Origin of the sequence: Streptomyces sp. DH12 (genome assembly GCF_020873895.1) — a bacterium.
In the GTDB taxonomy this organism is placed as follows: Bacteria; Actinomycetota; Actinomycetes; order Streptomycetales; family Streptomycetaceae; genus Streptomyces.
On sequence record NZ_JAHWGT010000066.1, the window covers coordinates 1 to 12,228 of the forward strand.

10 protein-coding genes are annotated in these 12,228 nt (G+C 74.0%); 4 read left to right on the top strand and 6 right to left on the bottom strand.

The window, feature by feature from the left end; genetic code table 11:
• Window positions 1-47: 47 nt before the first annotated feature.
• On the bottom strand, window positions 48-917 hold the full coding sequence (locus LPA54_RS32310) for a hypothetical protein (protein ID WP_228984343.1): 870 nt from the start codon (window positions 915-917) through the stop codon (window positions 48-50).
• A gap of 5 nt (window positions 918-922) precedes the next feature.
• Window positions 923-1,549, bottom strand: a complete 627-nt coding sequence (locus LPA54_RS32315) for a papain-like cysteine protease family protein (protein WP_228984344.1) — start codon at window positions 1,547-1,549, stop codon at window positions 923-925.
• A 225-nt stretch (window positions 1,550-1,774) separates the two neighbouring features.
• Here LPA54_RS32315 and LPA54_RS32320 point away from each other — a divergent pair, with 225 nt between their 5' ends.
• Window positions 1,775-2,740, top strand: coding sequence for a hypothetical protein (locus LPA54_RS32320; protein ID WP_228984345.1), 966 nt, complete (start codon window positions 1,775-1,777; stop codon window positions 2,738-2,740).
• Window positions 2,741-2,763: 23 nt separating this feature from the next.
• Here the strand turns inward: LPA54_RS32320 and LPA54_RS32325 are convergent, their stop codons facing one another.
• Together LPA54_RS32325 and uvrA are read right to left on the bottom strand one after the other, a co-directional pair.
• A complete protein-coding gene (locus LPA54_RS32325) occupies window positions 2,764-3,192 on the bottom strand; it encodes a Rieske (2Fe-2S) protein (protein ID WP_228984346.1) in 429 nt (142 codons plus the stop codon).
• 255 nt (window positions 3,193-3,447) lie between these two features.
• Window positions 3,448-6,432 (bottom strand): excinuclease ABC subunit UvrA, encoded by a 2,985-nt coding sequence (gene uvrA, locus LPA54_RS32330; protein ID WP_228984347.1) that lies wholly within the window; start codon window positions 6,430-6,432, stop codon window positions 3,448-3,450.
• Between the two features lie 195 nt (window positions 6,433-6,627).
• Here uvrA and LPA54_RS32335 point away from each other — a divergent pair, with 195 nt between their 5' ends.
• The 3 genes from LPA54_RS32335 (at window position 6,628) to LPA54_RS32345 (ending at window position 9,448) form a co-directional block, all read left to right on the top strand.
• Window positions 6,628-7,317, top strand: coding sequence for a maleylpyruvate isomerase family mycothiol-dependent enzyme (locus tag LPA54_RS32335; RefSeq protein WP_228984348.1), 690 nt, complete (start codon window positions 6,628-6,630; stop codon window positions 7,315-7,317).
• 9 nt (window positions 7,318-7,326) lie between these two features.
• Window positions 7,327-7,983, top strand: coding sequence for an MBL fold metallo-hydrolase (locus LPA54_RS32340; protein ID WP_228984349.1), 657 nt, complete (start codon window positions 7,327-7,329; stop codon window positions 7,981-7,983).
• 163 nt (window positions 7,984-8,146) lie between these two features.
• Window positions 8,147-9,448, top strand: coding sequence for an MFS transporter (locus tag LPA54_RS32345; protein WP_228984352.1), 1,302 nt, complete (start codon window positions 8,147-8,149; stop codon window positions 9,446-9,448).
• 180 nt (window positions 9,449-9,628) lie between these two features.
• On the opposite strand, the gene LPA54_RS32350 is transcribed toward LPA54_RS32345, so the two are convergent.
• Entirely contained in the window at window positions 9,629-10,603 is a 975-nt protein-coding gene (locus LPA54_RS32350) for a TerC/Alx family metal homeostasis membrane protein (RefSeq protein WP_228984350.1), read from the bottom strand.
• Between the two features lie 275 nt (window positions 10,604-10,878).
• Window positions 10,879-12,228, bottom strand: a 1,350-nt coding sequence (locus tag LPA54_RS32355) for an export associated protein (RefSeq protein ID WP_228984351.1), incomplete at its 5' end; no start/stop codon positions are given.

Consider the following 12,228-nt stretch of genomic DNA (forward strand, 5'->3'; position numbering starts at 1 on the left):
CTGCTGGCGGCCGGGTGGGGGGGGTGGCGCGCGGTGCCGGGCGGCGGTCAGCGCTCCCTTCGCCGGCGGGGGCGTACGGCCACGAGGGCGGCCGCCAGCAGGGCCGCCCCGGCGGCGGCCGCGGCGGTGGCGGTGGCGGGGAGGCCGGCGGCGGCCTCGGCGGGGCCGGTGGCGCCCGCGCCGGCGGCCGGACCCGTGGCGTCCGTACGGACGGCGGGGCCGGCGGCGTCCGTACGGGCGGCGGGGCCCGTGGGGCCGGTGGGGTCGTAGCCGCCGGCCTTGCCCGCGCGGGCGTAGGCGGAGCCGGGCAGCTTGTCGCCGTACGCCGCCGCCACCCGCGCGCGGTACGCGGCGAGGGTGGTGCCCCCGGCCCCGACGGCACGGACCGCGTCCTCGTCCAACGGCAGCACCCGGCCGCCGCCGTGGACGTACCAGGCGTCGATCTGCGGCTCGCGGAAGACCGTTCCGCCCGGGAGCACCCGTGCGCCGCGCTCCGCGAAGTGGATCTCGTCGTCGCCGGTGGCGATGTTCACCACCCGCCAGCCGGCGCCCTGCCGGACGCTCCACACGGACGCCTCACGGCCGTCGGCCGCGACGGCGCGGGCGGCGTGGAACTCGACGCGGGCCACGGGCGCACCCGCCCGGCCCGCCACGAACTCCGGGGACAGGACGTGGACGGGGACGGCGCTGCCCTCGATCCGGGGCCGGGCGGCGTCGGCGCTCTTCGCCGCCGCGGCGCCCTCGCGGCCGAAGAACCGGGCCAACGTGTCCAGGGTCGCCGGGGCGGCGGCGGCCTCGCGGGGCCCCGGGGCCGGGTCGGCCGGGAGCGGGGCGGCGGTCGCGGCGGGGGCGGCGAGCGCCAGGAGGGCGGTGGCGGCGGCCGCGGCCGCGATGTGCCGTGCGTACGGGCGCGTCATGGGGCTCACGCTCCGATCCGGTAGAGCGAGTGGGTCCAGGAGAAGGAGGAGTTGCTCACGTACCAGTCGTGCGCGGCCCAGTTGTAGCGGTCGCTGGAGGGCCACGGGTCGCCCCAGTAGACCCAACCGCGCGCGTCGTCGTAGCCGTACAGGACGTGCATGTGGCCGCCGCCGCCCGACCACTGGATGCGGGTCTCGACGGGCCGGTTGGCGTTGATCTCGGTCTGGACGGTGCCGTAGCGGAGCCAGCCGTCGACGTACGAGCCGGGGTTGACACCGGCCCAGCGCAGTCCGGTCTGGACGTTGCCGAGGGTGGCCTGCCAGTTCGGGCAGTCGTACCCCTGCTGCCGGTTGAAGGCCGCGTTGCAGAACTGGTTCTGGCTGTACGAGCGGCCGAACCAGGTGGCGATGGTGTTGCCCGCGGCGGCCCAGCACCAGTTGGTCTTCTGCTGCGCCTGCATGGTGATGTCGAGGCGCTTCGCGGCGAGGGCGGCGGCGGGGCGGTGGGCGGGGTCGTGCGGGGCGGCGGTGGCGGTGGCGGTGGGGAGGGCGAGGAGTGCGGCGCAGACGGCGGCGGCGAGGCCCGCGCGCCGTCGGCTCCGTGGCGGCTGCTGGTGGGTGGGGGTGCGCATCGCGTTCCTCCGAAGGGGATGTGGGGAGGGAGGAGCGCGTCCGGACGCTGCCCGAAGCATCAGCCGTTGTCGCGAGCAGGTCAACACGCTTCAATGCGGGATGACGCCGCGGTGTGAGCGGGGGCGGTTGACGTGTGAACGACCGGGTCCGCCCGACCTGCCGTGCGGTCCGCGGGAGCGCGGCGTCGTACCGCCCAGTACGTGAACGTTCACTGAGGAGTCCTCGTGCGACACCCCGAGGCCGAGGCCGATCTGGCACAGCTCCTGCGCACCGGCCCGTTCCACCTGGCGCTCCGCGCGGCGCTCGCCGCGCGCGGGCTGCCGCTGCAGCGGGTCCGGCACCACCTGGCGCACCGCGGCATCACGGTCGGGGTGACGAGCCTGTGCTACTGGCAGCAGGGGGCGCGCCGGCCGCAGCGGCCGGAGTCGATGAAGGCGGTCAGGGCCCTGGAGGAGCTGCTGGAGCTGCCCGGGGGCTCGCTGATCCGGTTGCTCGACGGCCCGGCGGGCGGCTCCCCGGGCGGTGGCGGGGCGGGGGCGGAGCGGGGCGAGGTGGTACGGCCGGCGGCACGGTCGTACCGGGCGCTGGTGGAGGCGTCCGGGGTGGTGGAGGAGCTCATCGCGGGGCTGGGGCTGCCGGCGGACGGCGGTCTGCACACGGTGGGGCACCACGAGCGGGTGCGCATCGGGGCGGGGCGGCAGCTGGTGGGGCGCGACTCGCTGCACGTCCTGCGGGCGCACCGGGACGGCGTGGACCGGTACGTGGCCATCCACCACGGGGACCCGGGGTGCGATCCGGAGCGGGTGGAGGTGCGGGCGGGCGACAACTGCCGGACGGGGCGGGTGCGGTGGCACCGGGAGACGGGCGTGGTCGTCGCGGAGCTGCTGTTCGACGCGCGGCTGCGGGCCGGGGACACGTACGCCCTGGGGTACGCCTTCGAGGACGGTACGGGCGGGCAGAGCGCGGAGTACGTGCGGGGGTTCAGCTTCGCGGGCGGGCAGTACGTGCTGCAGGTGGGGTTCCACGAGGAGGCGCTGCCGGTGCGGTGCCGGCGGTTCGCGCAGGCGTCGGCGGGGGCGCCGCGCGGGGCGCGGGGCGAGCTGACGCTGAGCGGCCGGCACCGGACCGTGCACTTCGTGGAGCAGGGGGTGCGTCCGGGGATCCTGGGGATCGACTGGGACTGGGAGTAGCGGGCCGGGGGCCGCCCGGACGGTCAGTCCTGCGGGCCCGCGACGAGGTTGCCGTTCCTGACCGTCACGGGCACCTCGGGGAGCGGGACCGTGGCCGGGCCCTTGACGACCTGGCCGGTGGTGACGTCGAAGCGGCTGCGGTGGCAGGGGCAGTTGCCCTCGTTCTCCTCGATCTTGTCGAGGACGCAGCCGGCGTGGGTGCACTGGGCGCTGAAGGCCCGGTACTGGCCCTTGGCGGGGCAGTGCACGAGGAGGCGCTGCTCGCGGTAGAGCTTGGCGCCGCCGACCGGCACCGCGTCCGCCGCGCCGAGGTCGACCGGCGCGGTGGGGGTGGGGGTGCGCGCGTGCCCGAGCTTGGAGTCGGTGGAGCAGGCGGCTGTCGTGAGCCCGGCGGCGCCGGTGAGGGCGGCGCCTTTCAGCACGGTGCGGCGGGTGGCGGGCTGGCCGGGCATGGGGGCTCCACGGGGTACGGGTACGGGGTACTGCGGGTACGGACCCGACGATACCGACGCAGACCACCGCGCCTTCCGGCGGGCCGCCGGTCCGGGTCCGGGTCGAGACTGGGCCGGCGCCGGGCACGGGTGCGGGTCGGGGCCGGTCCGGGTCCGGCTCGGGGCCGACGGCGACCCGGCCGGGCCGGGGCGGACCGCCGGCTCGCCTCCCTCGTCCGGCGGGTCCCGCGGGTCCCGCCGGACGAGGGGGTGGCGTCAGCTCCCGGTGGCGCGGGTCGCGGCGGTCTTCTTCGCCGTGGCCTTGGCCGCCGTCTTCGTCGCCGCGGCCTTCTTGGCCGTGGCCTTCTTCGCCGGGCGCCTGCCGACCGCCTTCACCGGGGTGGCGTCGCTGATGCGGCCGGCGTCGAGGATGTCGCGCAGGAACTTGCCGGTGTGGCTGGCGGTGACGCCCGCGACCGCCTCCGGCGTCCCCTCGGCGACGACGATGCCGCCGCCGCTGCCGCCCTCGGGGCCCATGTCGACGAGCCAGTCGGCCGTCTTGATGACGTCGAGGTTGTGCTCGATGACGATGACGGTGTTGCCCTTGTCCACCAGGTTGGACAGCACCTTGATCAGCTTGGCGATGTCCTCGAAGTGCAGACCCGTGGTCGGCTCGTCGAGGACGTACACCGTGCGGCCCGTGGAGCGCTTCTGCAGCTCGCTGGCGAGCTTGACGCGCTGCGCCTCGCCGCCCGACAGCGTCGGCGCGGACTGGCCGAGCCGGACGTACCCGAGGCCGACCTCGGTGAGCGTCTTCAGGTGCCGGGAGATCGTCGGGACGGCCTCGAAGAAGTCCAGGGCCTCCTCGATCGGCATGTCCAGCACCTCGGCGATGGACTTGCCCTTGTAGTGGACGTCGAGGGTCTCGCGGTTGTACCGCGCGCCGTGGCAGACCTCGCACGGCACGTAGACGTCCGGGAGGAAGTTCATCTCGATCTTGATGGTGCCGTCGCCGGAGCAGTTCTCGCAGCGGCCGCCCTTGACGTTGAAGGAGAACCTGCCCGGCAGGTAGCCGCGGACCTTCGCCTCCATCGTCTCGGCGAACAGCTTGCGCACGTGGTCGAAGACACCGGTGTACGTGGCCGGGTTCGACCGCGGGGTGCGGCCGATCGGCGACTGGTCGACGTGGACGACCTTGTCCACCTGGTCGTCGCCGTCGACGCGGGTGTGGCGGCCGGGCACGGACTTGGCGCCGTTCAGCTCGCGCGCCAGGTGGGTGTACAGGATGTCGTTGACCAGGGTGGACTTGCCGGATCCGGAGACGCCGGTGACGGCGGTGAGCACGCCCAGCGGGAACGACACGTCGATGTCGCGCAGGTTGTTCTCGCGGGCGCCGTGGACGGTGAGCATCCGGTCGGGGTCGACGGGCCGGCGGACGTCCGGGACGGGGATGGCCCGCTTCCCCGCCAGGTACTGCCCGGTCATCGACGCCTCGTTGGCGAGGAGCTCCTTCAGCGGTCCCGAGTGGACGACCTCACCGCCGTGCTCGCCGGCGCCGGGGCCGATGTCGACGACCCAGTCGGCGACCTTGATGGTGTCCTCGTCGTGCTCGACGACGATGAGGGTGTTGCCCATGTCGCGGAGGCGGACGAGGGTCTCGATCAGCCGGTGGTTGTCGCGCTGGTGCAGGCCGATGGAGGGCTCGTCGAGCACGTACAGCACGCCGACGAGGCCGGAGCCGATCTGCGTGGCGAGCCTGATGCGCTGCGCCTCGCCGCCGGAGAGGGTGCCGGCGGCGCGGTTGAGCGAGAGGTAGTCCAGGCCCACGTCGACCAGGAACCGGAGGCGTTCGTTGACCTCCTTCAGCACCCGCTCGGCGATCTTCTTGTCACGGTCGCTGAGGGTGAGGCGGCCCAGGAACTCGGCGCACTCGCTGATCGACATGGCGGAGACGTCGGCGATGGACTTGTCCATGACCGTCACGGCGAGCACGATCGGCTTGAGCCGGGTGCCGTCGCAGGTCGGGCAGGGCACCTCGCGCATGTACCCCTCGAAGCGCTCGCGGCTGGAGTCGCTCTCGGCCTCGCTGTGGCGGCGCTTGACGAAGGAGACGGCGCCCTCGAAGGCGGGCGTGGTGTAGGCCCGCTCCCTGCCGTACCGGTTGCGGTAGCGGACCTCGACCTGCGTCTTGTGGCCGTACAGCAGGGCCTTCCTGGCGCGCTGGGGAAGCCCCGCCCAGGGGATGTCCGTGCGGAAGCCGAGCGCCTGCGACAGCCCGCCGATCAGTCGACCGAAGTACTCGCGGGTGTGGCCGTGCGACCAGGGGTGGATGGCGCCCTCGTCGAGGGAGCGGTCCTCGTCCGGGACGATCAGCTCCGGGTCGACCTCCATGCGCGTGCCGATGCCGGTGCAGTCCGGGCAGGCGCCGAAGGGGGAGTTGAACGAGAAGGAGCGGGGCTCAAGCTCCTCGAAGGACAGGTCGTCGTACGGGCAGTACAGGTGCTCCGAGTACATCCGCTCGCGCTCGGGGTCGTCCTCGGGGAGGTCGACGAAGTCCAGCACCACCATGCCGCCGGAGAGGCCCAGCGCGGTCTCGACCGAGTCGGTCAGGCGCCGCTTGGCGCTCTCCTTCACGGTCAGGCGGTCGACGACCACCTCGATGGTGTGCTTCTCCTGCTTCTTCAGTGTGGGCGGCTCGGTGAGCTGGACGGTCGCCCCGTCGACCCGGGCCCGGCTGTAGCCCTTGGTCTGGAGGTCGGCGAAGAGGTCGACGAACTCGCCCTTGCGCTCGCGCACCAGCGGCGACAGGACCTGGAAGCGGCTCCCCTCGGGGAGCTCCAGCACCTTGTCGACGATGGCCTGCGGCGACTGGCGGGAGATCGGTCGGCGGCACTCCGGGCAGTGCGGCTTGCCGATGCGGGCGAAGAGGAGCCGGAGGTAGTCGTAGACCTCGGTGATCGTGCCGACCGTGGAGCGCGGGTTGCGCGAGGTCGACTTCTGGTCGATGGAGACCGCCGGCGAGAGGCCCTCGATGAAGTCGACGTCGGGCTTGTCCATCTGGCCGAGGAACTGCCGGGCGTACGAGGAGAGGGACTCGACGTAGCGGCGCTGGCCCTCGGCGAAGATCGTGTCGAAGGCGAGGGAGGACTTGCCCGACCCCGAGAGTCCGGTGAAGACGATGAGGGAGTCGCGCGGGAGGTCGAGCGAGACGTTCTTCAGGTTGTGCTCGCGCGCGCCACGGACGATGAGACGGTCGGCCACGCCGGGTCCGCACCTTTCTTGAGAGAAGCGGGGGTCGAACCCCCGTCCCAGACTGATCCAGCCTATGGGGGCCGCCAGGTGGATGAATGCCTGACTTCCCAGGATGCCTCCACCGAGCGTATAGCACGCACATTCGATTTCGGTCCGCGCTCAGCCACCTTCACCCGAACGAGTGGTGGCGCTACTGTCAGCGGCATGATCGACCACGCCCATGACCTGGCCTCCGTGGAGGAGGCGACCGCACGGCTGCTCACCGCGGTGTCGGCACTCGACGATTCCAACGTCGCGGAGGCCTCCCGTCTTCCCGGCTGGACCCGCGGACATGTCCTGACCCACCTCGCGCGGAACGCGGACGCCCTCGTGAACGTGCTCCGGGGCCGCCCCATGTACGTCAGCGCCGAGGTGCGCGACGCCGACATCGAGGGCGGCGCCCCGCGCCCGCTCGCCGCGCAGCTGGAGGACCTGCGGACCTCGGCCGCGCGCTTCCGCGCCGAGGGCGAGGCCCCGGCGGACTGGGGCCGCACCGTGGAGCTGCGCAACGGCGTGACCGACCGGGCGGCGCGGATCCCCTTCCGCCGCCTCGCCGAGGTCGAGCTGCACCACGTCGACCTGGGTGTGGGGTACGAGCTGGAGGACCTGCCGGACGAGTTCACCGAGCGCGAGATCGACTTCCTGGCGGCCCGGTTCTCCGGCCACCCGGACGTCCCCCCGGTCGCGCTCGGCGCCGACGACGGCCGCACCTGGACGACCGGCGGCGGCGCGGCCGGCGGACCGGTCGCCGTGCGCGGCGCCGCGGCGGACCTCCTCGGCTGGCTCGCGGGCCGCCGCGACGGCTCCGCGCTGAAGGTCTCGGACGGCCCCCTTCCGGCCCTGCCGCCGCTATAGGGTGATCCCATGACGTACAGCGGAGCGGTGAAGGTCGGCGGACCCGCGGACGTGCACGAGTTGACGGACCTGATCATCTCGAAGGTCGCCGTCGGTCCGATGGACAACAACGCGTACCTGCTGCGCTGCCGGGCCACCGGCGAGCAGCTGCTGATCGACGCGGCCAACGAGCCGCGGACCCTGCTTCGGCTGATCGGTGACGACGGCATCGCGTCCGTCGTCACCACCCACCGCCACCACGACCACTGGTACGCGCTGGCGGAGGTGGTCGCCGCCACCGGGGCCCGCACGTACGCCGGGCGGTACGACGCCGAGGGGGTCGAGGTCCCGACCGACGTCCTGGTCGAGGACGGCGACACGGTGCGGGTGGGCCGCGTCGAGCTGACCGCGCGCCATCTGAAGGGCCACACGCCGGGCTCGATCGCCCTGGTCTACGACGACCCGCACGGCCACCCCCACGTCTTCACCGGCGACTGCCTGTTCCCCGGCGGCCTCGGCAACACCCACAAGGACCCGGAGGCGTTCGCCGGCCTGCTCCACGACGTGGAGACGAAGCTGTTCGACGCCCTCCCGGACGAGACCTGGGTGTACCCGGGCCACGGCCGGGACACCACGCTCGGCGACGAGCGGCCGCAGCTCCCGGAGTGGCGCGCACGGGGCTGGTGAGGCGCGCGGGGTCGCACCCGGCCCGCGCACTTCCACCCGTCCCGCGCGACCGCGCGTCCCGCGCCTGGCGCGCGCCCCGTGACCGGGGCGCGCGCCGCGCCGTTGGCGCGGCATGCGCAAGCGTCACCTCCCGCCGTCCGCGCCGGCGCCGGACGGGCCGTCCATGGGCCGGCTCGCCGCGGCGTCCCTCGCCGGGACGGCCATCGAGTTCTACGACTTCTTCGTCTACGGGACGGCCGCCGCGCTCGTCCTCGGACCGCTCTTCTTCCCGACGTTCTCCCCGGTGGCCGGTGTGCTCGCCGCGTTCGGGACGTTCGCCGTGGGTTTCGTCTCCCGGCCCCTCGGGTCGGTCCTCTTCGGCCACATCGGCGACCGCCACGGCCGGCGCCCGGTGCTCTTCGCCTCGCTGGCGCTGACCGGCGCGGCGACCGTGGCGGTCGGCTGCGTCCCGTCGTACGCGGTGCTCGGCCCGGCGGCGCCCGCGCTCCTGCTGCTCCTGCGCTTCCTCCAGGGGCTCGGGCTCGGCGGCGAGTGGGGCGGGGCGGTGCTGCTCGCTGCGGAGCACGCCCCGGCGCGGCGGCGGGCCCTGTGGGCGAGCTTCCCGCAGGTGGGTCCCGCCGTCGGGTTCCTCCTCGCCAACGGGGTCATGCTGGCGCTGTCGGCGGGGCTGAGCGACGAGGCGTTCCGGGCGTGGGGGTGGCGGGTGCCGTTCTGGGCGGCAGGGCTGCTCGCGCTGGGTGGGTTGCTGCTGCGCTCCTCCCTGGCGGAGACGCCCCAGTTCCGCGAGCTGGCCGCGTCGGGGACGCGGGCGGGCAGCCCGCTGGCGGAGGTGGTGCGCGGCCACTGGCGGCTGGTGCTGCTGACCGCCGGCGCGCTGGCGGTGGGGTACGCGGTGTTCTACGCGGTGTCCACCTGGGCGCTGGCCTACGGCACGGAGCGGCTCGGGGTGGACCGGACGGTCATGCTGGGGTGCGTCATGGCGGCCGTGGCCGTGAAGGGGGCGCTCACGCCGTTCGTGGCGCTGCTGGCGGACCGCTACGGGCGGCGTCCGATGTGCCTGGCCGGGTGCGCGGCGAGCGCCCTGTGGATGTTCCCGATGGTGGGGCTGCTCCACACGGCCCGGCCGCTGCTGATGTTCGCGGGGATCCTGGGGGCGCTGCTGGCGTTCGTGACGATGTTCGCGGTGGTGGCCGCGTACCTGCCGGAGCTGTACGAGCCGAGGGTGCGGTGCACGGGCGCGGCCGTGGGGTACAACCTGGCGGGCGTGCTCGGCGGGGCGCTCACCCCGATGGTGGCGACGGCCGTGTCGGGCGGTGCGGGGCCGCCATGGGGCGTGGCGGCGTACCTGACCGGGATCGCCCTGCTGAGCCTGGGCTGCTTCGCGCTGCTGCCGGAGACGCTGCCGGCCGCGGCGGCGCCGGGACGGGCGGGTGCGCGGGAGGCGGAGGAGCCCGCCGCGGTCTGAGCGGGCACCCGTCGCCCCGTACCGTCCCCTTGCCCCGTACCTTGCCCCACACCGCCCCGTCCGGTCCGCCGCCGGGCGCTCCCGGGTCGGGAACGCGTGCCACCGGCCGGGCCGCTTCGGGGCGGTCCGGCCGGTGGTGCGGTCGCGCTGGTGAGTCGCGCGGTCGCGAAGGTGCGGTCCTCAGACCTTCAGGGACTTGTCCTGCTCCGCGTCCGCCTTGCGGCGGGAGGCGACGAGGCTGGTGATCGTGGTGATGATCAGCACGCCGCAGATGACCGCGAGGGAGACCGGGATGGAGATCTCCGGGACGTGCACCCCGGACTCGTGCAGGGCGTGGAGGATGAGCTTCACGCCGATGAAGCCGAGGATCACGGACAGGCCGTAGCTGAGGTGGACCAGCTTCCGCAGCAGGCCGCCGATGAGGAAGTACAGCTGCCGCAGGCCCATGAGGGCGAAGGCGTTGGCCGTGAAGACGATGTACGGGTCCTGCGTCAGGCCGAAGATCGCGGGGATGGAGTCCAGCGCGAACAGCACGTCCGTGGTGCCGATGGCGAGCATGACCACCATCAGCGGCGTCAGGACGCGCTTGCCGTTGACCCGGATGAAGAGCTTGGTGTCGTGGTAGCGGTCGGCGACGCCGAAGCGCCGCTCGACCGACTTGAGCAGGCGGTTCTCCTCGAACTCCTCCTCGGGCTCGTCCGAGGAGGCTTCCTTGATCAGCTTCCAGGCGGTGTAGATCAGGAAGGCGCCGAAGATGTAGAAGACCCACGAGAAGCTGGCGATGATCGCGGCGCCCGCGGCGATGAAGATCGCACGCAGGACGAGGGCGATGAGCACGCCGATCAGCAGCACCCGCTGCTGGAGGTGGGAGGGCACGGAGAACTTCGCCATGATCAGGACGAAGACGAAGAGGTTGTCGACGCTGAGCGACTTCTCCGTGATGTAGCCGGCGAAGAACTCGCCGGCCGAGCGGCTGCTCCCGAAGAGCAGCAGGCCGAGGCCGAACAGCACGGCCAGGACGATCCAGACGACCGTCCAGATCCCGGCTTCCTTGATCGACACGTCATGGGGCTTGCGCCCGATGAGGAAGTCGACCGCGATCAGGGCGACGAGACCGAGAACGGTCACCACCCACAAGTTGAACGAAACGTCCACTGCGCCTCCGGCGTCGTACGGCTACTGATCAGCGTCGTCGCTGCCGGAGGTCTCTTCCACCCGGGCGCCGCCCGGGGAACGGGCGGGCGGGCCGAGCCGGCGCCCCGGGACCAGGTCTCTGTCCGACCGTCCGTACTGACGGGCACGCCGCAGTGTGGGAGTACTCCCCTCCGCGTAAAGGAACCGTACACGAAACACCAAGTGAAGGTAAAGGGGGCGGCGAGGAGGGGACCGAAGGCGCAGGTGGGGGCGGGTTCGAAGGCGACGGGAGGCGATCAGCGGCGCCACTCGCGCCGGGCCGCGGCGACCTTCGCCAGCACCTGCTGGAGCACCTGGCCGCCCCCCGGCACCAGCGGCGGCTCGTACGTCCACGCGTGCCCGACCCACGGATCGGCCAGATGGTCGTCCGGTACGGGCGTCAGGCGCAGCAGCGAGCGCCACAGCGGGTCCAGCAGCGGCCCGTACGCGCCGGCGTCCTCCCGGTCGGCGACCATCAGCAGGTGCACGCCCACGGCGGGGCCCTCGTCGGCGAGGTAGCGCAGCTGGGTGACGGCGCGGTCGTCGAAGCCGTGCGGGAAGTCGTTGACGACCAGCAGCTGCTGGGCGGTGTCCAGCTCCGGCGGGAGCGCGTCGGCCCCGGCGCCGCCGCGCACGGCCATCTGCACCAGGTCGACGCGCCGGGTGAGCCGGGCCAGGACCGCGGCCACTCCGCCGGGCCCGGCCGCCGGCGGCTCCGCCAGGACCCCCGACGCGGTCAGCGGGGTGAAGGCGGCCGCCCCGGATCCCGCCGGGTCGATCACGTGGACGGTGAAGTCGCCGGGCGGATGGGCGGCCAGCAGCCGTGCGGCGTGGGCGACGGCCGTGTCGAGGGCGAGGCGGCGCAGCCGGCCCTCGTCGAGGAGCAGCGCCTCCCGGGAGGCGCGGCGGCCGCTGTCGACCCACAGCCCGCGCTCCAGGGGCAGCCGCACGAGCATCGGGACCCGCAGCTCGGGTCGTTCGGGCAGGTGGAGGTCGCCCAGGCGCAGCGCCATCGGGACCTCCATCGGGACGCGGTAGGCGTGCCAGGACGGGTCCTCCCAGCGCGCGAAGGCGGGCGGCAGCGCCGGCTCCACCACCGCGGACTCCGCGGCGAGCTGGGCGAGGTCGCGGTCGAGGGCCTCCTTGGCCCGGTCGGTCAGCTCCTCGCAGCGCGCCCGGGCGGCCGCGCGGGCGGCGTCACCGGCGCCGCCGACGCGGCTGCGCGGGTCCGACAGGGCGCGGTCCAGCTCCTGGTCCATGCGGGACTCGGCGAAGTCGACGGCGCTGCGGTACGCGGCGACCGCCCGGGCCAGGTCCTCGAACATGCCCCAGACCTGGTTGTACAGGCGCTCCTCCATCGACCAGCCGGTGGCGTCGCCGGCGACCGGTGCTCCGGGTCGCCCGGGTGCGACCGGCGGGGCGGCCGGGGGCGGCGGAGGGGGCGCGGTGGTCTGCCGGCGGGGGTGCGTGTAGTCGACGGGCCGGCCTGACGCGACGGGCGCGGAGGGGGTGGTGGCCGCGGGCGTGTGCGGCGGCGCGGCGGCCGGGCGCGCCGGCCGGGAGCCGTGGGGCGGCGGGTCGTGGGGCGGCGGGGGCTGGGTGGGCGG